Source organism: Desulfovibrio litoralis DSM 11393, assembly GCF_900143255.1.
GTDB lineage: Bacteria > Desulfobacterota > Desulfovibrionia > Desulfovibrionales > Desulfovibrionaceae > Frigididesulfovibrio_A > Frigididesulfovibrio_A litoralis.
The window spans coordinates 137,595-159,990 of record NZ_FRDI01000003.1 but is presented as its reverse complement, the minus strand read 5'-3'; the positions used below and the strand labels follow the sequence as shown (position 1 = coordinate 159,990).

Annotated in this window: 18 protein-coding genes; 5 read left to right on the top strand and 13 right to left on the bottom strand. The window is 37.3% G+C overall.

Annotation, left to right across the window (positions count from 1 at the left end; all coding sequences use genetic code 11):
- Positions 1–25: 25 nt before the first annotated feature.
- The 3 genes from trmD to hslV all read right to left on the bottom strand — a co-directional run bounded on the left by trmD (position 26) and on the right by hslV (position 2,618).
- Positions 26–1,471, bottom strand: a complete 1,446-nt coding sequence (gene trmD, locus BT999_RS03115; protein WP_072696314.1) for a tRNA (guanosine(37)-N1)-methyltransferase TrmD — start codon at positions 1,469–1,471, stop codon at positions 26–28.
- Between the two features lie 157 nt (positions 1,472–1,628).
- Positions 1,629–2,006: a cupin domain-containing protein gene (locus tag BT999_RS03110; protein WP_072696313.1), complete on the bottom strand. Its 378-nt coding sequence runs from the start codon at positions 2,004–2,006 to the stop codon at positions 1,629–1,631.
- 42 nt (positions 2,007–2,048) lie between these two features.
- Entirely contained in the window at positions 2,049–2,618 is a 570-nt protein-coding gene (gene hslV, locus BT999_RS03105) for an ATP-dependent protease subunit HslV (RefSeq protein ID WP_072696312.1), read from the bottom strand.
- A 531-nt stretch (positions 2,619–3,149) separates the two neighbouring features.
- Between hslV and BT999_RS12490 the strand changes: the two genes are divergently transcribed.
- From BT999_RS12490 to BT999_RS03085, 4 genes are all read left to right on the top strand, one after another.
- The gene (locus BT999_RS12490) at positions 3,150–3,314 is read left to right on the top strand and encodes a hypothetical protein (RefSeq protein ID WP_178139305.1); all 165 of its coding nucleotides are present in this window, start codon (positions 3,150–3,152) and stop codon (positions 3,312–3,314) included.
- A gap of 160 nt (positions 3,315–3,474) precedes the next feature.
- Positions 3,475–5,709 carry a type I DNA topoisomerase gene (gene topA / locus BT999_RS03095; protein ID WP_072696310.1) on the top strand — a complete coding sequence of 745 codons (2,235 nt, stop codon included), beginning with the start codon at positions 3,475–3,477 and terminating at the stop codon, positions 5,707–5,709.
- A gap of 436 nt (positions 5,710–6,145) precedes the next feature.
- Positions 6,146–7,564 carry a TolC family outer membrane protein gene (locus tag BT999_RS03090; RefSeq protein ID WP_072696642.1) on the top strand — a complete coding sequence of 473 codons (1,419 nt, stop codon included), beginning with the start codon at positions 6,146–6,148 and terminating at the stop codon, positions 7,562–7,564.
- 129 nt (positions 7,565–7,693) lie between these two features.
- Positions 7,694–8,410, top strand: coding sequence for a hypothetical protein (locus BT999_RS03085; RefSeq protein ID WP_072696309.1), 717 nt, complete (start codon positions 7,694–7,696; stop codon positions 8,408–8,410).
- 58 nt (positions 8,411–8,468) lie between these two features.
- Here BT999_RS03085 and ndk read toward each other — a convergent pair whose 3' ends face one another.
- From ndk to argH, 8 genes are all read right to left on the bottom strand, one after another.
- A complete protein-coding gene (gene ndk / locus BT999_RS03080; RefSeq protein ID WP_072696308.1) occupies positions 8,469–8,885 on the bottom strand; it encodes a nucleoside-diphosphate kinase in 417 nt (138 codons plus the stop codon).
- A 49-nt stretch (positions 8,886–8,934) separates the two neighbouring features.
- On the bottom strand, positions 8,935–10,422 hold the full coding sequence (locus BT999_RS03075) for a TrkH family potassium uptake protein (RefSeq protein WP_072696307.1): 1,488 nt from the start codon (positions 10,420–10,422) through the stop codon (positions 8,935–8,937).
- Between the two features lie 56 nt (positions 10,423–10,478).
- On the bottom strand, positions 10,479–11,771 hold the full coding sequence (locus BT999_RS03070; RefSeq protein WP_084650569.1) for a M24 family metallopeptidase: 1,293 nt from the start codon (positions 11,769–11,771) through the stop codon (positions 10,479–10,481).
- Between the two features lie 33 nt (positions 11,772–11,804).
- Positions 11,805–13,208: an MATE family efflux transporter gene (locus tag BT999_RS03065; protein WP_072696306.1), complete on the bottom strand. Its 1,404-nt coding sequence runs from the start codon at positions 13,206–13,208 to the stop codon at positions 11,805–11,807.
- Between the two features lie 273 nt (positions 13,209–13,481).
- Positions 13,482–15,665, bottom strand: a complete 2,184-nt coding sequence (locus BT999_RS12485; RefSeq protein WP_072696305.1) for a flagellar hook protein FlgE — start codon at positions 15,663–15,665, stop codon at positions 13,482–13,484.
- Between the two features lie 67 nt (positions 15,666–15,732).
- Positions 15,733–16,437, bottom strand: a complete 705-nt coding sequence (locus tag BT999_RS03055; RefSeq protein ID WP_072696304.1) for a flagellar hook assembly protein FlgD — start codon at positions 16,435–16,437, stop codon at positions 15,733–15,735.
- A 33-nt stretch (positions 16,438–16,470) separates the two neighbouring features.
- Positions 16,471–18,174, bottom strand: coding sequence for a flagellar hook-length control protein FliK (locus BT999_RS03050; RefSeq protein ID WP_072696303.1), 1,704 nt, complete (start codon positions 18,172–18,174; stop codon positions 16,471–16,473).
- 179 nt (positions 18,175–18,353) lie between these two features.
- Complete coding sequence (gene argH, locus BT999_RS03045) at positions 18,354–19,733, bottom strand: argininosuccinate lyase (protein WP_072696302.1); 1,380 nt, start codon at positions 19,731–19,733, stop codon at positions 18,354–18,356.
- A 116-nt stretch (positions 19,734–19,849) separates the two neighbouring features.
- Between argH and BT999_RS03040 the strand changes: the two genes are divergently transcribed.
- A complete protein-coding gene (locus BT999_RS03040; RefSeq protein ID WP_072696301.1) occupies positions 19,850–20,440 on the top strand; it encodes an HD domain-containing protein in 591 nt (196 codons plus the stop codon).
- Positions 20,441–20,486: 46 nt separating this feature from the next.
- Here BT999_RS03040 and BT999_RS12375 read toward each other — a convergent pair whose 3' ends face one another.
- Both BT999_RS12375 and fbp read right to left on the bottom strand, forming a co-directional pair.
- Positions 20,487–20,855: a hypothetical protein gene (locus BT999_RS12375; RefSeq protein ID WP_143145485.1), complete on the bottom strand. Its 369-nt coding sequence runs from the start codon at positions 20,853–20,855 to the stop codon at positions 20,487–20,489.
- A gap of 483 nt (positions 20,856–21,338) precedes the next feature.
- The gene (gene fbp, locus BT999_RS03030; RefSeq protein WP_072696299.1) at positions 21,339–22,352 is read right to left on the bottom strand and encodes a class 1 fructose-bisphosphatase; all 1,014 of its coding nucleotides are present in this window, start codon (positions 22,350–22,352) and stop codon (positions 21,339–21,341) included.
- Positions 22,353–22,396: the final 44 nt, after the last annotated feature.

Sequence of the window (22,396 nt, the reverse complement as noted above, 5' to 3'; positions counted from 1 at the left end):
CTTTTTGAGAGTAATTTCTTTAATTTTAAAACCAATCACCAAGTATACGATCAAACATAATAGCAACGGCAGATCGTACGGAAAGGTGATTATAACCACTTGGTCGAATTGGTGGGAGCATAAAATTTAATTTTGCGATTAATTCTGAATGCAACCCGTGTCCTGTTCCAAAAACTAACAAGACAGGTTTTTGTTTTAACAAAGCTCTTAGTTCATTAAAGTTTATGTTTTTTGGATAAGCTATTTTTTTATTTTTTTGTTTTTTGGAAGGCAGCAACGCACTTGTCCCTATTAAAATCGGATATTCTCCGGTTTGTTGATAAAGGTCGTCGACTGCTCCCTCAATATAATCAACACATTTTACAAGAGCCAACGCCTTGGCACGATCGGGGTTTGCTTTAGCCCCGACCCCCCGGACCCAATGTAAAACAATATCGTCCAGTAGTTTCTGTTGGTCTTTTAATGGTGTTGAAATATAAAAATTTCTTAATCCAAAGGTGCATGAACTTCTTGCTATATCGTGAATGTCAAGATTTGTCAAAGAAACTGTGCATTTTTTTTTATCTTTTCCTGTGATAGGGGAATGAACCAAGGCACAGTGCAGGTTTCTGGCTAATTTTTCTTTTGCGACCTGAGCAATAACCTCAACGTCTTCTTTGTATAATTCTTGGTCTGTTAATAGTTCGGGTCGTGTTTTAAAGGTTTGTCGTAAAGATTCTTCTTTTCGCCAAAGGGCTATTTTTGCGTGATTCCCACTGCGTAAAACCTCAGGAACGCTGATTTCCTCAAAGTTTTCCGGTCTGGTATAGTGAGAATATTCCAATAAGCCATTGCTAAAACTTTCTTCATTGGCTGAATTTTCGTCTCCCATAAACCCCGGCAATAGCCTTGACACACTCTCAATAATTGCAAGGCTTGCACTTTCACCACCGTTGAGAACAAAATCTCCGAGGCTGATACTTTCAAGCTCAAAAAGTTCTTCTATACGAGCGTCAAAACCTTCGTAACGTCCACACAAAATAGTAACTTTTTCTTCTTTCGAGAGTTCTTGAGCCATTTTTTGCGTAAAGGGTTTTCCGCTCGGGCTAAGCAAAAGCACTTTTCCCAGTTGAGTAGAAGAATGTTTTTTTGCCCAAGTTTGTGTGGATTCCAGTGTTTTTTGTTTGAGTCCAAGCTTAATATTTTCTTTGTTTAACTCAGAATCTGTTTCAGAAACAGGCGGATTTCGCTTTATATAATTTTTATCGTCGATAGAACGTAAACAACGGACCAACGGTTCTAACATCATCACCATGCCGGAGCCACCGCCAAAAGGTTTATCGTCGACTTGATGATGAATATCAAAAGTATAATCGCGCGGGTTATGAAAAGAAAAGCTAACAAGTTGTTTTTCTTTTGCTTTACTCATTAAACCGATGTTTAAAGGACCGTTGAAAAAATCCGGAAATAAAGTGATAATATTAAAATGCATTCAGCTTATTTAAACCTAATTATTTGTAATGATAAAAGAATATTGGTGCGTTAATTGTTTTTGATCAGTTTTATAACTCGCTAAGATGATTGATTAAAAAGGCTTTTGTCTAGTTAAAAAAATGTTTTTATTTATAACAAAAGCCTTTTAAAATGAATTATTTTATCTCAGTCCAACTACGCATTGCCGTATAGTCGTTTGAAGGCGTAAAAATACAAAGGGCTTTTCCGGCTTGAGGATATTTATTGGTAGTTGAATGTTTTATGTTTTCAGGAACATAAACAATATCGCCGGGTTTTGCTTCGGCTGTTTCGCCGTCAACGGTAAAAGTTAAAATACCTTCGAGTACATAAATTACCTCAACGCCACCGTCGTGAATATGTTCAGGAACAACGGCATTTTGTTCTAAACGTAAAGTATTAACACTTAGTTTGGCGTCGGGAATATCTTTTTTGTCGAAAAGCGGTTTAACAATTCTGTTGTGAGGGCTTGGGTCGTGATATTCCGGCAATTCACTACTTTTAAAAATAAGCATATTGTTCTCCTGTTTATGGTAGTTTGAGTGAATATAAAAAAACTATGATGTAATAGGCTTTGGAGTTTCCGCTTGAGCAGGGATAAATTCAAAAGAAAAATGGTTGTTGGTATAAACACAAATTTCTGAGGCTATTGTCATTGATTCTTTAACAATTTCAAGCGGACTTAGAGAACTGTGGCGTGCCAACGCCCTGGCGGAAGATAAGGCAAAAGAACCGCCGCTACCGATTGCCGCAATATTATCATCGGGTTCAATAACGTCTCCCGTTCCTGATAATATAAGAATATTGCTTGGGTTAGCGACTAAAAGCATTGCCTCGAGTCTGCGTAAATATTTATCTTTACGCCAATCTTTAGCCATTTCAACGCTCGCCCTGACGAGGTTTCCGCGACTTTCTTCGAGTTTTGATTCAAAGCGTTCAAATAAAGTAAAAGCATCAGCCGTTGCTCCGGCGAAACCGGCTAAAATAGAACCTTTATATAAACGACGTAGTTTACAGGCGGTGTGTTTCATTACCATGCTGTTGCCAAAGGTTACTTGACCATCGCCTGCCATTGCGACCCCTGTGTCATCTTTAACGGCGAGTATTGTTGTTCCTCTTATTTCCATAACTACCTCAATAAATTATAAATATTTAAAACAACAGAGTGCAAGGTTGTTGTTTAAGTTTGTTGTCAGTGAAAAAGAATATTTGTTGTAATCTTGTTATAGCAATTTTTCAATACTATCAATATTTAATTGATGCTATTGCATAATAGTCTCAAAGTGGCTTTCGCTAGAAAAACACACCAAAAATCACGAATAAAGCCACTAGGCTGGCTTTGCCTGTCCGTGGACTGTGAGAAATTTTGGGGGCTTTGGGGGTATCACTTGAAATAAGGAGAAAATTTAATTTTTCTGTAAAATGAGCGGTTTTGTGTTTTAATTCGTTTTATGCTACGTGTATATAGAGCCTCAAACGTTGAAAAAAGCACGATCTTTAATTGAATGAGAAAAATCTAAAGATTATCTAAGTTTTTTATTGAATTGTCCGATAAGAATCGTATGCGAACTTAATCGTAAAAAAAAAATAAGCTTTACCTAAAATTTTTTTTAATGTAAAAGCAACTTCTCAGTTTTTATATGATAGGAATAAAGTTTATGACTAAGGTTAGAAATTACTTACAACATGTTTTAAATCCGTTGCATATCTATTGCAGATTGCGTTCTTGCGGGTTGGACACAAAAACAGCTCTTAGAATTTCGACTGTTTTTGAACGTTTTTTTTATCGTCCAAGTTGGTTAAGTAAAAATATAGATAATTAAAGCTTTTAATTTTTTATATAATTTATAATAATAAACTCTGATACAAAATAAAGTATCAGAGTTTATTGTTATAAAAGATAATAATTCTTGAATTATATTTTTCTGTATTGTATTTTTATATAACAATTGAGCCATTGAATTTATATCTAAGGAATCCTGCATGTCTAAAGACCTGATTATTGTTGAGTCGCCGGCTAAAGTAAAAACCATAAAAAAATTTTTGGGAAACAAATATGCCGTACATGCGAGCGTTGGACATATTAGAGATTTGCCGTCAAAAGAGCTTGGAGTAGACGAAAATAACTCCTTTGAACCTCACTATGAAGTAATTAAAGGCAAGGAAAAAATTGTCCAAGAACTTCGTCGTGCAGCTTCCGGGGCCGAAAATGTTTATCTGGCTCCCGACCCTGATAGAGAAGGCGAAGCAATAGCTTGGCATATCGCAGAATTAATTAAAGATAAAAATAAACATTTTAAACGTATTCAGTTTAACGAAATTACCGCAAAAGCTGTTAAAGAAGCCCTAGAACACCCAAGAGAAATCAACCAAAATTTGTTTCATGCTCAACAAGCCCGCAGAGTTCTAGACCGTTTAGTGGGTTATAAAATTTCTCCGATACTTTGGAAAAAGGTTAAAAGAGGAATCTCCGCCGGACGTGTTCAATCTGTTGCTTTGCGCATTATTGTTGAAAGAGAAAGAGAACGCCTTGCTTTTGTTCCCGAAGAATATTGGAATATCAGTGCCGAATTACTTGCCGCAACTCCGCCACCTGTAATGTTTGCTTTAAGTAAATATAAAAATAAAAAAGCAGTAATTTCAAGCGGGGAAGAAGCCGACGCACTAGAAGCACATATTAAAGGCAAGCCTTTTATTATTGAAAAAGTTGAAGAAAAAGAAAGAGAAAGGCAACCACAACCACCTTATATTACTTCTACTTTACAACAAAGTGCCAACCAACGTTTAGGTTATCCTGCTAAACGCACAATGAATATTGCTCAAAAACTTTATGAAGGTGTTGACCTTGGCGAGCGGGGGATTACGGCTTTAATTACTTATATGCGTACTGATTCCGTGCGTATTTCTGATGAAGCGAGAAAAAGTGCTGAAACTTTTATTATAGATACTTTTGGTGCGGAATATTATCCTAAAAAAGCCAGATATTTCAAAGGAAAAAACAGTGCCCAAGATGCCCACGAAGCCGTACGTCCTGTTGATGTAAATATTACTCCCGAAGAATTAAAAGGTCAGGTTTCTCCTGAACAATATCAATTATATAAGCTAATTTGGTCTCGCTTTGTTGCCTCTCAAATGGCGGCGGCTCGCTTTCATGATACTAATGTAACCGTAAAATGTAATGAAACGGAATGGAAAGCCAAGGGCGAGCGTTTATTATTTCCCGGCTTTTTAAAAGTTAACCCGCAAAAAGAAGATGCTGGGGTTTTACCCCCTTTAAAAGAGGGCGATGAATTAAAATTACAAAGCCTTAAAAAAGAACAAAAATTTACCCAACCTCCCGCGAGATATTCCGAAGCTTCTTTGGTTAGAGAGCTTGAAGAAAAAGGAATCGGTCGCCCGTCGACTTATGCAAGTATTATTTCTACTCTAATGGATAGAGAATATGTTTATCAAGACGAAAAGCACTTTGTTCCGACTGAGCTGGGTTATATTATTTGTGATAAATTAACAGGACACTTTAGCCAGCTCATGGATATTGAATTTACTGCCAAAATGGAAAATTCTCTTGACCAAGTAGCAGAAGGTGAAACTGATTGGGTGCAATTATTACAAAACTTTAATGCCGATTTTGTTCCGGCTTTAGCTTTAGCGGCGAGAGATATGGAGTCTGTGAAAGGCGGTGTTAATACCGATGTACCTTGTCCGCAATGCGGAAAACCAACTATGATAAAATTTGGTAAGGCGGGTTCTTTTTTAGCCTGTTCCGGTTATCCCGATTGTAGCTTTACCAGTAATTTTATCAAAGACGAACAAGGTAATATACAAATTCAAGAAAGAGAAAAGCCCCAACTTGAAGTTGTTGGAAAATGCCCTGATTGTGGTCATGATTTAGTGATCAAAAAAGCTCGAACCGGAAGTCGCTTTATCGCTTGCAGTAATTATCCGAATTGTAAGCATGCCGAACCGTTTTCGACGGGTGTAAAATGCCCGAATTGTGAAAAGGGTATGATTGTAGAAAAAAGTAGCAAAAAAGGTAAATTGTTTTACGCTTGCGACCAATATCCTAACTGTGATTTAGCTTTATGGGACTATCCGGTTCCTGAGCGTTGTCCTTTATGTGATAACCCTATCTTAGTAAAAAAACAAAGCAAAGCTAAAGGGCTTGTGATTAGTTGTCCGAACAAAAGCTGTCGTTATTCTCGCTCGGTTGAAGAGTAAACAATTAAAGGCAGAAGAGAGGGGGCTTGCTTTGAGGGCAAGTCGTCTGGATATTTGTTTACACGTATATAAAATGTTTTTTCTGGTAATTTTTTATTGTTTGTCCTAATATATCCTTATAACCGCCATAAAGACAAAAACAAAATTAAATTTCCCAAAGTAACGTATTTAAAAAACATAAGGTGCTTAAATTGTGCATTTTTATTTTTTTAGATATTCTCTTAAGTTTTTTTAGATTTATACGATAAGTAAGTTAGAGCTATTTTTATAATGCTCTTTGAATGTAAAAAATATCAATCTTACTTTTCCCTTATTGATTGACATTATTTTTATTATTCATTACATAATGAAAATAAAAAAAACATTGTGTTTATATTTGTTTTAGTATATAATGGAATTGTATCTCGAAAATTAAGGAGAGCTTACTGTGAAAAGTATGACTTTAAAAACGCAAGTGTTAGCCGTTTTAACACTATTTGGTTGTGTGGCGTTAGGAAATGTATATTTGCCACTTTCTGCTTATGCACAGCCTTCTAATAATGCTTCCTCTTCTACTCCTGAAAGCACAGGAGCTATTGAAGTAAAATCTTCTATATTGGCGACTATTGGTCATCACCCACAAATCAAAGCTTTGCAGGAAAATCGCCAAGCCGCAATTCATGATGTCAGCCGTGCTCGTAGCGGTTGGTTGCCAAGAATAGATGCCAGAGCCGGATACGGTGCAGAGCAAGTTAATGATTCGACTACTCGTAGCGTTACAGGACAAAAAACCAATACCTATTATGATAGAACAGAAGCCTCTTTAACGTTCCAACAAACTCTTTGGGACGGTATGTCTACTTGGAACAGAGTAGAGCAAGGGCAAGCTACTCTTGAATCAGTTGAAAGCCGTTTGTTGGATAATACTGAGGGGCTTTCTCTTGATGCAATCAGGGCTCATATAGAAGTTGCACGTCAACGCCGTATTGTTGCCTTGTCAGAACGCAATATTCAAAACCATAAAGATATTCTTGAGTCTCAAAAGCAACGCCAACGCTTAGGTGCATCAAGCCTTGCCGACGTTACTCAAACAGAAGGTCGTTTAGCCAGAGCCCAAGCTTCTTTGGCTGAAAACTATTCTACCCTTGAAATAGCTGTTGCCAACTATAAGCGTTTAACAGGTAAAGAGCCTACTGATTTATTGCCGGCTTCAATGCCTGCCGGTGCTTACCCAAGTTTAGATGCTGCTTTAGCGTCGGCTCGCACCAACAACCCTAAAGTTAAAGCCGGAATGGCAGATATTAAAGTTGCTGATGCACAAATAGAAATCGGTAAAGCAAACTTTCATCCTCAAATCTATATTGACGGCGGTCCTTATTATCGTTGGCGTGTAGATAGTAGCGAAACTTACGCTTGGGGCAATAGCGTTATGCTAAGAGCTAGTTGGAACTTGTTTGACGGTTTTTATGATTGGTATAACTTTAAAGGTAACCGTGCTCGTTTGCGCCAGTCTCGTGAAACCTTGGTTGATACCTATGAAAGCTTAGCAGAAACCACAGAAAGCACTTGGAGCCAATTAATTTCTGCTCGCGAACAAGCTCGTTATTTTTCAAATGCTGTTGAGTTTAATACTCAAACCAGAGATATGTATCTTGAGCAATTTAACCTGGGTGAACGTTCTTTGCTTGACGTGCTTGACGCTGAAAACGAATTATATAGTTCTTCTATTCAGTTAGTTACCGCCACACAAAACGAAATAGTCGCTCAATATCGTTTATTGGCTCTTGGTGGCGAACTGCTTAAAGAGTTTGGCATTAATCCTGCTCTTTATATGGTAGATGCTGATAAAAGAGCAAACGAAAGACAAGAAAGATAATAGCTATTAAATATTGTTTACAGAAAAGCGGGTTTTTTATAAGCCCGCTTTTTTTGTTGCCAACTTATTTATTTGGGGTAAAATTATATTGTTTTTCGCTCAAAATTTTTTATACCAACTTGAGATATTATGTCCGAATATTCTTTTTCTGCTCCCTTACGTCCTTTTTATCAAGGGCAACTTGATTTTTTTTGTGCAATTTATGCTGTTTTAAACGCTTTAAAAATCAGCTATGAAATTAATAATCAAGACGCTTTATTCTTGTTTAAAGAAACACTCAAAGATATTTCAAAAGAAGAAACATATTGGCAAGCCACTTTAAATAATCACACAGATTTTCACTGGTTGCCTTTATGGCTTTTATATCAATCTTCAGACAGATATCCGATAAGAGTTGAACAGCCTTTTACTGTTAAAGGCATTGAAAAATGGGCTTTTCATAAAAAAAATAAAACTCAAAAATTCCTTTCTGAGACAAAAGATATACAAACTGAAAAACTGATTACCCATTTACCTTTATTTTTACCCGAAGCTTGTTTAATCAAAAAAGATCGTTCACAAATGTTAGCACAGAAGATTGAAGAATGGTTGGCGAGCGGAATGTGTCGTTCGGTAATTTTACGCTTTCATCGTCATTTACCTTTTTCCGATAAGGCGCTTGTTTCCCATTGGACAACCGGCTATTATATGGTTGGAAATGAGCTGCGTTTATTAGATGCAAGCAAAGAAAAAAATGCTATACATAGTATTCCGTTAGATAATATTTGTACTCGTATTAAAGATATTTCCAAAGATAAATTAATACGTATCGAGCCGGAGTCTGTTTATTTGATTGAACCTTTATAAAAAAAACACATGCTTATTTAATAAACATGTGTTTTAAAAGGGTTGTAAGTTAAAGCTATTAGCAGTTTTCTAAACCAGAAAACATAAAAGCTGTTTCAATAGCGGCATTTTCAGGAGAATCTGAACCATGCACGGAATTTGCCTCTAAGTTTAAGGCATAAGTTTTTCTGATTGTACCTTGTTCTGCATTTTCAGGATTGGTTGCTCCCATTAATTCACGATATGCTTTAACTGCGTTTTCGCCTTCGAGTATTGCGGCAACGATAGGACCGGAGGTCATATAGTTTATTAAATCATTATAAAAAGGTCTTTCTTTATGTACTATATAAAAAGTGGCGGCTTGTTCTTTAGTTAATTTAAGTTTTTTCAATGCTTTTATTGTAAGTCCTTTGCCTTCTATCATGCTTAGAATAGCACCAATAAGGTTACGTTTTGTAGCATCAGGCTTAATTAAACATAAAGTACGTTCGATCATAAAAACTCCTAAATCTGATTAAAGATCTGTTGTTAAATGGTTTATATTTTTATTCTCGCCAAAACTCAGGGGTTATTAACATTAATAAAGCAAAAAATTCCAAACGTCCCAGTAACATACATAAACTTAAACAATATTTTGATAGATCAGGCAGGTGGTTAAAGTTTTCTGCCGGTCCAACTGTTCCAAGACCCGGTCCTACGTTTCCAATGCATGTTAAAACTGCTGAAAATGCCGTTAAAATATCAATATCTTGTAAGGTTAAAACAAAAGTGCCTATACTTGCAATCATTATATACAAGATAAAAAATGCAAAGACTCCGCTTAATACATCGGCGGAAACACTTTCGCCTTCTATCTTAATACGTCTGACAGCATGAGGGTGAACAGTAGTAAAAATTTCCTTTTTGGCAAATTGAGTCAATAAAAATAAACGGATACACTTTAAACCTCCACTGGTAGAGCCGGCACAACCACCAATAAAGGTAAGAAATAGTACTATAGTAAAAGTGGCTTGAGGCCATGTTTCATAATTATATGTGCTAAACCCGGTGGTTGTTAAAAGGGAGACAAGGTTAAACATAACTGTTCTTAAAGTTGGTTCAAAAGTATTTATAAGGTCAAGGTTTTGAAAAGACTTTGCTGCATAAATAATCAATATAACCAAAGTGGTACTTATTAGAATAGTATTTAAAAAAACTTTAAGTTCAATGTTTTTAAAGAATGCAGAAAATCTGCGTAAAACTAATCCTTTGTATAACAGTCCAAAGTTTATACCACCTAGTATCATAAATAAAATAATAATCCATTGAATATATGCACTGTCGAACGCTCCAACAGAAGCGTTTTTGGTAGAAAAACCGCCGGTTGCAACCGTAGCAAAGGTATGGGTTATAGAGTCAAACCAATCCATGCCGCCAAATAGTAAGAGGACAAAAAGGCTTATTGTTAAGCCAAGATATATCTTGACAAGGGTGAAAGCAGTATCTTTTACTCTTGGCTTAAGTTTGTCGTCGTCAATTCCCGTTGTTTCGGCCTGAAAAAGTTGTACACCGCCAACGCCTAAAAAAGGCATAATCAAGAGGGAAAAAACAACAATGCCCAAACCACCGAACCAATTTAGAAAGCCACGCCAAAATAAAATTGATTTCGGGAGTATTTCGATATCGGTTAAAATAGAACTTCCGGTTGTAGAAAAACCTGAGGCAGATTCAAAAATCGCATTGGCAACAGTAAAATCAGCTCCAATAATAAAAGGTATAGCCCCTATTATCGTGCTTAATATCCAACTTGTACCAACTATAAACATGCTTTCTCTATGATTTAAGTTGATTTGAGTAAAAGATTTTGATTTGCTGGCAAAATAGCTATAGGCAACTAAAATAAAGCCTGTTGATGCCGTAATTAATATTGCATGAATAAAATCAAGATATTGAGCTTCGGAATAGTGCAGTGCAATAAAAACAGGAAAAATAAGCGTAAAAGAAAACAAAAAACAGAGTATTCCCAAAAACGAAGTAATATTCGTAAGTTTCATAACGCAAGAGCCTCTTTTTTTATAATAAAAATATTCTTTTATACGTTAAACGAAGTTTATTCAAGACAAATAATGTCCATGGGCTTACGCTTTCCTGTAAGGCTTATTGCCCCTTGTTTCGTAATTTCGTAAGTGTCTTCAACTCCGACCATGCCATAACCAGAAAGACCGATTTTGGGTTCAAGGGCAATGGTCATTGCGTTTTCCAAAGGTTCGTCAAAACGTTTGGCAATCGCAGGATATTCGTCAACTTGCAGACCTATTCCGTGTCCTATAAAGGGTACTTGGCTTGATGATAATCCCATAAAACCTTGTTTAAAAGGCGTTTTCTCTACAAGTTCAAGGGCTTTTTCATATATTATGCTTGGTAATTCTCCGGCTTTTAACAAAGTTGAACAAGTATCTTCGATTTTTTGACAAAGTTCTTGGGCTTGTAAAACAGGTTTGGGAAGTTCACTTTTTTTCCCCATAAAATATACTTGAGTTCGGTCTGTAAGATAAGCTTCGTAACAAAAGCCAAAATCAGCATTAATTAAATCACCTTTTTGTATTTTGGCGTTTTTACTTCCCATATAAGGTAGGGCGGGGTGTTCACCTTGGTGCCCGATCGGACCGTTATAAAAGGTTGGGTAATTAGCATTCATACCGCGTGAAACAATGCCAAGCATCATGTTTTCCTCAGGTGCTTTCATGCGTATGGTTCCACCATGCCCAAGTTGAAAGACTATTTCCCAACTTTTGTGTGCTATTTCAAGCTCGCTCATACCTATTTTGATAATATTGGGCATTTCCACAACTTGAGCTTGGTACATGCGTTCACCACTCAAACGCATTTTTTTTAATTCCCATTCTGTTTTAACACTGCGACAAAGTTCTATAATGCGGTCGGCCGCCAAAATTTTTATACCGTTTAAGGCACTTATTAAACTTTCAGATAAGTTCCAAGGTAGCCAAGCTTTTTCAACAGCAATAGTGTTTCCAAACGGAACTTCAAAGTTTTTAAAAATATTCGGTAATTCTTTAAAAGATTTATATGTTCCAAACTTTGTTAAAGGGCTTTCAAGTTTTGCTCTATCTATGCCTTTTCTACTGGTTAAAATCGGTTCGCCTTCAAGCGGAATCCATAAACAACCGTTGGCAAAAGTTCCGGTAAAATAATAAATATGTATGCGAGAAAAGATGAGAACTCCGCTCGCTTCCGGCAAATAACGGTTTAATAAAGAGCGTAAACGCCCAAGCCTTAGTTCCATTTCTTCTCGAGTAAAGTCTTGATCATGGGAATAAGTTTTTTGGTAGTCTATATCAAAAAGTTCAGGCTTAAACTCACAGTTTTGCTTTTCTTTATTCATTTGTAATTACTCTAATTTTTAATGCTATATAAATTATTTCTTTTCGCTGGTGATTAATCGAATATTTTGCCATTTTTTACTTAAAAAACGTTTGCGAGATAAAAAGGCTAAGAGAAATACATAAACAGTAAAAATACTCCAATAAACATTAAGTTCGGCAAATCCAAAACGCTTTGCAAGCTCTAACCCGATTATTAAAAGAGTAGCGGAACAACTCATTAATATCATAAAAAACATAGTATCGCCAGCCCCTTTTAATGCTCCAAAATACACTAAATTACAGGCATCAACCAGAGAATATACGGCAATAAAAGCCAAGAGAATTTTGCCTGTTGCAAGCAAGTTGTTAAAAAGAACCATATCCATATCCTTAGGTTTAAACAAACCCAACAAAAATTCCGGAGCTAAAAGCATAAACATGGCAACGGGCAACATATAAGCAAAAGCTAAGTGCAGAGTATTTTCTGTGGCCCTTTCCGCTTCATCAGGTTTGTTACGCCCCATACTTTGTCCAACCAAGGTAGCGGCCGCCATATTTAAACCAAGCATTGGCACAAAGACCAAAGAGTTTATTGAAAAGGCGATGTTTGTTGCGGCTAATTCGAGTTTTCCCAATTGTCCCACGATAAAAACAAACCAAGTAACGGAAAAAAGTTCCAAAAAAAGATTTATACCGCTAGGAGTTCCATAACGCAGGATTTTTTTTATTAATTCGGCATTAAACTTATAATTGCTAAGTACTTTAAAGAGTTCTTCATTTTCTTTGGTAAAAATTAAAAATATAAAGAAGATAGTTCCGGCTAAAGCTCCGGCAACAGAGGCAAGAGCCGCCCCTTCAACCCCCAGTTCGGGAAATCCGAATTTTCCGAAAATTAATATATAATCAAGTGGAATATTTATAAAAGCCGCTAAAAGATTTGCCCATAAAACAGGTTTTGTTATCCCTCGTCCCGCATAAAAACCGCCTAAAACAGCGTTAAGCAAAAAGGGAGTTGCCCCAAGACAGAGTATCCGAAAATAAGCTATTTCAAGCATTTTTATATTTTGGCTATGGTCGCCAAAAGAAAATATTATATCAGCAATGAAATAACAAAGGGTAAATAGAGTCGAACAAATCAGACCAATCCAAATTCCTTGCCAAAGAGCCAGCCCGACTTTTTCTTTTTGCCCAGCCCCTGTATATTGTGCAATAAACACAGAGGAATAAGCACATAAACCCGTAAGCGTCAGCATTATGGTTAAATGTACAAGCCCCGCAGGTAAAGCGGCGGCTATCGCGTCTAAAGAATAATGGCTTAAAAAGAGGCGATCGGTAAAAAGTATAACGGTTACTGACGCCATACTTACCACGAGCGGAAGACCGACTCTTAAAACTTCAGCATAACCGCAGTTTCCGCCCCAGCGTTTTTTTAAGGTGTTTTTTATCTTTTCTATCATGTTTTTTACTTTTATTTAGAGTTAGGTTAAGGGTTAAGTTTGGCTAAATCGCTTGTGTGGGTATTGTGTATGGTGTATTTTATTTAATGTCAAAGATTTAAAAATTTCTTTTTTTGTTTTGTTTGTTTAATATTTTTTTATTACTTATGTTTTTCCAAAGTTTAGTGAAATATGGACTAAAACAATGATAAAAGCACGCAAAAAACAAAAAAACACCGAGGGTTAGTCGGTGTTTTTTGAGATAATGAGTTTTTCAGTATGTGAATTGATTTATTAACGCTTCATACCGATTACGGTTTCGAGCATGGTATCAACAGTGGTAATTCCTTTGCTGTTTGCTTGGAATCCACGTTGAGTGGTAATCATCTGAGTAAATTCACGAGACAAGTCAACGTTTGACTGTTCTAATGAGTTTGACTTTACTGCACCCATACCGTTGTTATTGGCAATACCCGGGTTAGATTCACCTGATTCACGAGTTTGAGTAAAGAGGTTTCCGCCTTCTCTACGCAGTTCGTGTTGGCTAACGAAGTCAAAAAGAGTAATTTGATATAGCTCTTTAATAACTCCGTTTGAATAACGTCCGCTAATAACACCCTCAGCAGAAACACTAACGTTACTTAAAAATCCGTAAGAATAACCGTCTTGTTTTTGTAAAATAGTCGCACTCGGAGAACCATAACTGGTACTAGGTGCTGAACTTCTTTCTAATGGGCTTAAGCTGTTATCCATACTTGGTAGTTTAGTAGCATCAATACCAATATGGGCGGCACTAGTTACACCGTTTGGCAAGTTCCACGTACCAGAAGTATTACGGATACCAAAGTTTATCGCAGTAGCAAATTCTAAAGAAGGAGCGTCAGTTGGGTTAACGAAGCTTTGACCTTCGCGTCCGCTAAAGTTAGCGGCAAATAAAGGTAAACCCGTATCAGATAATACCGCTGGTTTCCAGTTTTCTAAATCTGTCATGCCTGCTACAGTCATGCCACCGTCCGGAGCAAAAGCAGTAGAGTCTTTTAATTGACCTTTAGAGTCAAAGCTCATTGTTCCAGTCATTAATAAACCTGCATTTTTATTGCCGGATACTGAGTCAAATGGAGCTCCGGCTACACCACCATTAAAGCTACGCTTGTCGTCCGCTGGGTCCATAGTCACTATATATTCCCAAAGGATAGCACTTGGGTCGCCTCCGTTTACTTCTTGATTCATTACTCTATCAAAATATACAGTAACAACGTGGGCGGCACCACCTTCGTCGTAAATTTTTAAGTTTGTGGAGTATTCATAAGCTGTTCCGGCAAGAGTTGGAGTTTTATTTGCGTCCCATTTATTAAATAGAGCAAAGAATGGGGTGGAATTAGGAGTTTCAATAGAACTTACAGCACTTACTGTACTGCTTATTGATGGATCTGTTGGGTCAATGTTAGTAAGTGGAGGAAGAGAAATCTTAACAAGGGTATTATCTTTTAAGATAAAAAAAGGACCAGGGTTGGAACTATTAATTCCTGGGGATGGTAGGGTTACGCCATTTGCATCAACAAGATCGTGTTCCTTTCCATCTATTGTAACCTTAGTATAAGCTCCGGCAGCAGTTCCTATATTAGTTCCAACAAAGGTCGCTGAAATATTACGTGTAACAGGAGGGAATGAAGCAGTCATTGCTTGAGGTGCTGTCGCTGTATTGCCAGCACCAGGAAAAGCAGTAGCAGCAAAGGAAACATTGAGAATGTTACCGTTGTAAATAAAGCTTCCACTGGTAGCATGATTATCCACTGGCTCTATCAAATTATAAACTTTGCCATTAAAAGTTATTTTATCAAAAGCATTATTTGCCGCATTAGATGTAAGTACAGCACCCGGGTCTGTAACAGGGGCAGGTAATTCTCCCATGCTGACTGAGTTGCTTTTTCCATCATTATTTAGCTGAACGTTAAAAGTAATATTATTTGTATGCCGTGGGGAAACAGAAAAATCATCTAAACGAATATCTTTAACAGCTCCCGCACCTCTAAGGGCAGAACTAGAGTTCGAGCCAGCAATAGCTTGGTCTCTTGGAACTTCCCAACCTTGCAATACATAACCATGGGGGTCTGTAAGGTAGCCGTCTTTATCAAATCTAAAGTTACCGGCACGGGTATAATAAGCGTTTTCTGTTCCTTTTGGAACAACACTAAAGTAACCCTTACCAGAAATAGCAAGGTCAGTAACTTCAGTAGAAGTTTCTAACGCTCCTTGACCAAAGTCTCCGTAAATTGCACCAATCGAAACGCCACGCCCGATTTGTGAAAAACCGGAAGCACTACCTGTTTCTTGATAAACGAAATCCATAAAATCCATGCGTTGACCTTTAAAACCAACAGTGTTGATGTTTGCGATATTGTTACCAATAACGTTCATTTTTTCACCGTGGTTAATAAGACCTGATACGCTAGTCCACATACTGGCTGTTAAACTCATTTTTGCCTCCTTGTAAACGGGGTCTCAACCCGTATTAAGAATTTTTTATTTTTTAAAATTGCTTTAGTTAAGTTGTTGGATCTGCTGCTTCATCTTTTTTCTTAATTTGATCAGTAATAAAGTTAACGTCTGCTAAGGCGACCTGACGACCGTCTTCTAAGATCAGATAAGATTTACCTTGGAATTTTTCTATGCCACTGACTTTTCCGTCTATTGCTGTTTGTGCCATAACCGCTTTACCATCAGCATCTTCGAGACCGATAGCAACTGAGTAATAACCATCGGGTAGAGTATTGCCGTTGGTATCTTTACCTTCCCATGAATAATCATAGTTACCGGCGGTTTTTGATTTAAGAACTTCTGTGTAAACAAGGTTTCCGTCAACATCAAAGATATTGATAGAGCCTTTGGCAACGCCTTCACCAAGTGCATAGTAGATAGAACTTGATTTACCTTCTTTAAGAGTAAGAGTATTACCCGGAGCAGAAACGGTTTTACCAATATAGTTAACAGCAGAATACAATTGACCTTGTTGAGTAGTTTCAAGCATGCCGTCCATTCCTTTATTAAGGTTGGTAAGCTGTTCAAGGCTACTAAATTGTGCCAATTGGCTGATAAATTCTTTATCTTCGGCGGGGTTAAGTGGATCTTGGTTTTGAAGCTGGGCTACTAACAAGCTCAAAAAAGCATCTTTATCAAGGTTTGCACCTTTACTTTGTAATGCTGAACTAAAATCATCACTTGCGCCGGTAATTCCGTTTGTTGTAGACATCTTATACTCTCCTTGTTATTAAGTTGCTTTTCCTTAAGCAACTACATATAAACTTGAATTTTGGTGTATTATTTGGCGGGCAATTTCTGCCATATTCACATTAGTTTCAAGTTGATTATGCACATCTTGAGCCAAGGCGTTTTTGCCTAGTGCATTAAGCTTGTTCATTTGACGTAAAAGAGCTTCATGTCTTTCTTGACCGGAATTATGTTGTTCTAGCCCCTGCCAGTTTGATGCGTTATTGTTTGAATCTTGATTGCTCATTTGCGTTTGAACATCAAGCTTTTGTACTTTAAATCCTTGGCTTTCGAGTAAGGCCTGCATACGAGGAATTTGGTCCTGTAAGCTTTGAGCGGCTTCGGGGCTATCGGCTCTTAAAGTCGCTCTTACTTCACCTTGGTTAACTGAAACCAACAAAGTTACTTGACCAAGATCTACGGGATCAAGGTGTAAAACCATTTGGTTTGTTCCGTTTTGCATTTTTTGGAACAAGCCTTGTTCCACTTGGGAAAAAATTGCCTCATGAAACGCAGATTGTCTCATGCCTTCTTGGGTTTTTGATAAGTTGCTAATATTATTGTTTAAGCTTGTAATATTATTGAGGCTTCCCGCTGAAATATCTATTTTGTTAAATAATTCAGAAAGAGAGCTTTCGCTTTTATTTTTTGATTTAGCACTTAATTCGCTTAAAATATTTTCGGCACTCTTTGATTTTTTGGCAAAAGAATCTTTAAAAGATTGTTTGTCTTGTTCTTTGCTTGTTTCTTGTTCAAAAGAGTGGTTGTTTGCAAGAGTTGGATTTACTTGTTGAATATTTTTGTTTTGTTCGGTGTTTTGACCAAACAACTCTTTAATATTTGCCCCTTTACCTGTTGCACTATCTCTCATCAGGGCAATAGAGTTGTTAATTTCTCCGCTATCTCTTTTATCAGCACTTTTTTCTCTGGCTTGACGTTCTTTTATTTGATGAACGGCATCGTTCAAGACATTATTCAAATTTTTTGCAAGTTTAATATCATCTATATTCTTAGCGGCCATTTCAGTTGCCAACCCGCCAAAAGCAGTTTGTAAACCAAGATTATTCAAGTTAAGAGAAGAGTTTTCACCAAAGAATTTTTCCAAACCGCTTATAACACCCTTGGAAGCACCAAGCCCTTTAAACAAAGCTGCCATTTCATCAAAGTGAAGTTCTGAGCCACTACCTTCTTTGTTTAAGCTATTGAGCTTTTGGCTTATAACTTGCCAAGCTGTTCTGCTTTGTCCGCTTTCCATAAAGCTTAGGAGTTCTCCGGCTTCATCAGGAGTAAAATCAAGTTTTTGCAAAGCTGCCAGACCGTTTTGTTTTTCAGCATCGGAAAATTCTATGGGAACGCCACCATGACGCAAACTTTGAATTAATTGTCCAAGAGTTGGCATTGCGCCGCCGGCAATAATCTGATCGATTTGCTCGAGTCCGCTGTTGTTTACACCTTTTTTGCGTAAACTTGCACTAATTTGGCTGAGTTCAGCGGGAGAAAAACGCAAGTCTTTATAACCGGTAAGTTGACTTCCGTTGTCTCTTTGTTCTTGTATAGTACGCATTGCTGACTTTAACGGACCGTTGAGTTCGTTGGTTGCAGCATTCTTTTCTCTGGAAAAAATATTATTAAATAAATCATTCGCCGTATTAGTTGAATGGCTTTCGGAATGATTTTGATCATTTGAAAATAATTGATGTACACTAGGTAAAACTTGCATGGCAATTCTCCTTGAACAAGTATAAATACAAATCTTGTTCCAAAGAAAACATTCACGGTGTTTGGCGGTTTTTCGGCGATAAAAGACAAAAAAAAGAGGCAATAACTGCCTCTTTAAATAACTAGCGGAAAAGATTTCACTCAATATAAACTTAAAAGCTTGTAAGTATTATAATGAGATTATTTTACAAAACTTTTAAATATTTCCAGTTGGGCTTTGATTGATTTTTCTCCCGTTCCCCCCGGAGTATTTCTTCTGGCAACGGCGTTTTCAACTTTTAAAACCTCATAAACATCTGAATCGATTAAAGAACAAAGTGATTGTAGTTCGCTAAGTTGTAAATCTTCTAAAGTAAGATTTTTTTCTTCCGCCAAGGCGACGGCTGAGCCTGTGATATGATGTGCTTCTCTAAAAGCTATACCTTTTCCGACTAAATAATCTGCGAGTTCCGTGGCGTTTAAAAAACCTTGCTTAAGGGCTTTATACATTTTTTGAGGGTTAAAAGTCAGCTCTCCGATCATACCTGTCATCAACTGAATGGAATGACTGACGGTTTGGTTGGCATCAAAAAAAGGCTGTTTGTCTTCTTGTAGGTCTCGGTTATAAGTCATTGGTAAGCCTTTTAGGGTTGTTAAAAGAGCAAACAAATCTCCATAAACCCTACCAACTTTTCCACGCATAAGTTCGGCGACATCAGGGTTTTTCTTTTGAGGCATAATACTCGAACCCGTTGCATAAGCGTCCGGTAAGTTAATAAAACCAAACATAGGGTTTGCCCAAATAATTAAATCTTCACAAATACGAGATAAATGGGTCATGGTTAATCCGGCACAAAATAAAGCTTCGGCGACAAAATCTCTGTCTGAAACAGCGTCCATGCTATTTATAAAAGTTCCATACATCTTTAACTCGTCTGCTACGGCAAGCGGATTAAGCGGATAGGTTGTGCCTGCCAAGGCTGCTGCTCCTAAAGGCGAGATACGTGTTCTTTTATCACAATCGTTCATGCGTTCACTGTCTCGTTTAAACATGGCAACATAAGCGAGTAGGTGTTGAGCCAAGCTTACGGGTTGTGCCGGTTGCATGTGGGTGCAGCCCGGTAAAAGAGTATGAATATGTTGTTCTGCTTGGTTTATAAATACCTGACAGAGTGCTTTAAGCAGTTCTTGCCAATTTCTTAAACTATCTGACACAAAAAGGCGAAAATCAAGAGCTACTTGATCGTTTCGGCTACGTCCGGTGTGCAGTTTTTTTCCGGCTTCTCCGATCAGCTCGGTCAGCCTACTTTCTATATTCATATGTACGTCTTCAAGTTTTTGTTGCCACTTGAATTCGCCATTTTCTATTTCTTTTTTAATTTGAGCCAAGCCATTCACAATTTGCGTTGCTTCGTCTTGAGTCAAAACCCCTTGCTTTGCGAGCATTTTAGCATGTGCGCTTGACCCGGCTATATCTTGAGCGTATAAAAGGTAATCATAAGAAACCGATTCGGTATAAGCTTCCACCAAGCCTGCTGTTTGTTGGCGAAAACGTCCGCCCCACATTTTTGTTTCTGACATATTTTATCTCTTTATTTTTTGTATTATAATAAAAGTTATAGGGAGAAAATAATTTACTTAACTACAAACCTTAGTTTATCAATTTAAACAAATTTTAACAATAGCAAAGAAAAACAATGACAAAAAATAATAATGATTTGGTTGATTTTTTATTTGAAGCCGGAATGTTAAGACATACTCCTCGCTCCGGTTATGCGTTTTTGGGAAGCGGGAAAGAAAGCGTCGCCGACCATTCTTTCAGAGTTGCAATTATTGGACAGAGCATGGCGTTAAAGCTGAATGCCAACCCCTTACACACCATGCAGCTTTGTCTTTATCATGATTTTCATGAAGCAAGAACGGGAGACTTAAATTATGTCAACAAACTTTATGCAAAGATAGATGCTGATGCCGCTTTTAAAGATGCTGTAAAAGACCAAGACCTCGCCAAACATCTACTTCCGCTTTGGCAGGAACTGGTTGAGAATAAAACTCTTGAAGCACAAATTACCCATGATGCCGATCAACTTGACCTTTTGTTAAACTTAAAACGAGAAAAAGATTTGGGAAATACTTATGCAGAGGCGTGGGCTAAGTGTTGTATTGAACGTTTAAAGTTAGAATACAGCATTGAACTTGCTAAAGATATTATGCAAAGAGACCATAGTGCTTGGTGGTTTGAGGGGCAAGATATGAGCTGGTGGGAACGGAAAGGGCAAAGAGAATAAGCCTAATTTAATCTTTAAGTTAAGTCTTCATCGCTTAAAACTCTTTTTATTCTACGACCACCACATCACCAGCACAATTACGTTCTAGTTTTACAATAGGTTTAAAGTTTACAGTTACGTTACGAAAACGATTTGTATTAAGATGTAGCCAAGGTGTCTCAGTATTATATACTCCTTCTATTTCCTCGCCTGATTCTATATTGCGAGCTTTACATTGCAATATATCACCATAGGGATAGTCATCATCAGTACGCCATTGGGTGCAATCAATACTTGTATTTTCTTTTAGGCTCTTTTCTATTTCAAAGTCGGAATAAGGAAGGAAGAGAGTTAGTATCTTGTCCCATTTCTCATTTTGTCGAACTCTAAATACCTTTAAAGAGCTAAGTTTCCAGTCGCAGGAACCTTTATGCAATGTTAGTGGCACCTTATAAATATAGCTGTTATCTTTAGTCTCTGGGTAACTTCGATAATCCCTCTGGGCACGGTGAAATCCAGACTGAGTGGGGTGAAACATTGGTGCTGCATCCATGCATTGATCTGAGAGAGAAAGGTAGTTTGCATAAAAAAGTAGTTGCATTTCTGGCGGTTTTTCTCCAGATAGTGTTAACCACTCACTTCCTTCTGCTGCATAATCGGCTGGTTGAGCTTTGCTGTCGAAGTAGGTTTTCCCATAAAAGAATATTATAATCAGTAAGATACAAAGCAAAAACTTATATCTTGTTTTTATTTTCATCACTGTTCTTTTGATTTTGTGTTACAAGTGGGTTGTTAAAAGTGCAACATGGGCTATTAAATTATTGGGGAAGGTATTTCAAAAAACATTTCTAGATGTTGTACTTTTTATATATCTAGTCTAGTTAGTGTTTTATGTTATCTTTAAAACGTAACTAGTAATTTAATTTGAAGCTTTTTTATAATGATCAATACAAAACTGTACATCATTTTTTGAGCCAATAATCAAAGGAACTCTTTGGTGCAACATATCGGGTTTAATGTCCAAAATACGTCCAGAGCCATCTGAACCCAAGCCTCCTGCTTGTTCGGCAACCATTGATAGAGGAGAAGCTTCACACATCAAACGTAGTTTTCCCGATGGTTTATTTGGGTCTTTATGATCCATGGGATAAAGAAATATTCCGCCATAAAGTAAGGTTCTATGAAAATCGGCGACTAACGAACCGACATATCTTAAAGAATATGGTTTTCCAAGTTTATTTTGTTTGCTTCTGAAAGTTTCCATTATTTCTTTAGTCGGAGTATCCCAATACATTTGGTTACCTTCGTTTACCGAATAAATTTTACCATCTTCGGGAATACGCATATTGGGGTGGGACAATAAAAATTCTCCAACACTTGGGTCTAGGGTAAAGCCGTTTACACCTCGCCCGGTCGTATAAACCATCATAGTAGAAGGACCGTATAAAAAATAACCGGCGGCGACTTGTTCTACGCCTGCTTGTAAAATTTCAGACAAAGAAACCTCTTTATCGGAATTGTCTTTGCGTTTTAAAATAGAAAAAATAGTACCAACGTTAATATTAACATCAATATTTGAAGAACCGTCAAGAGGGTCAAAAACCAACATATAACTGCCGCGTTGAAATTTTTCGGGTACAGGTATCAGGTCGGCATTTTCTTCTGATGCCATAGCACATAAAACCCCGGCTCTTTTCATGCGGTGAATCAGGATACTGTTGGCAAATTCATCAAGTTTTTGAACTTGTTCACCTTGAACGTTGACTTCACCTGTTCCGCCTAAAACATCAAGAAGACCGGCTTTATTAACGCTTCGAGAAATAATTTTAGCGGAGAGTATTAATTCGTTTAACAAACTTGTAAAACGCCCGGTCGCAGATGCCGACATACTTTGGTGAGTAAGCAAATGTTCAGTAACGGTAACTTGACGCATAGGAAGCTCCTTGGTACTGTTTTTTAGACAAAAGCAGAGAAATA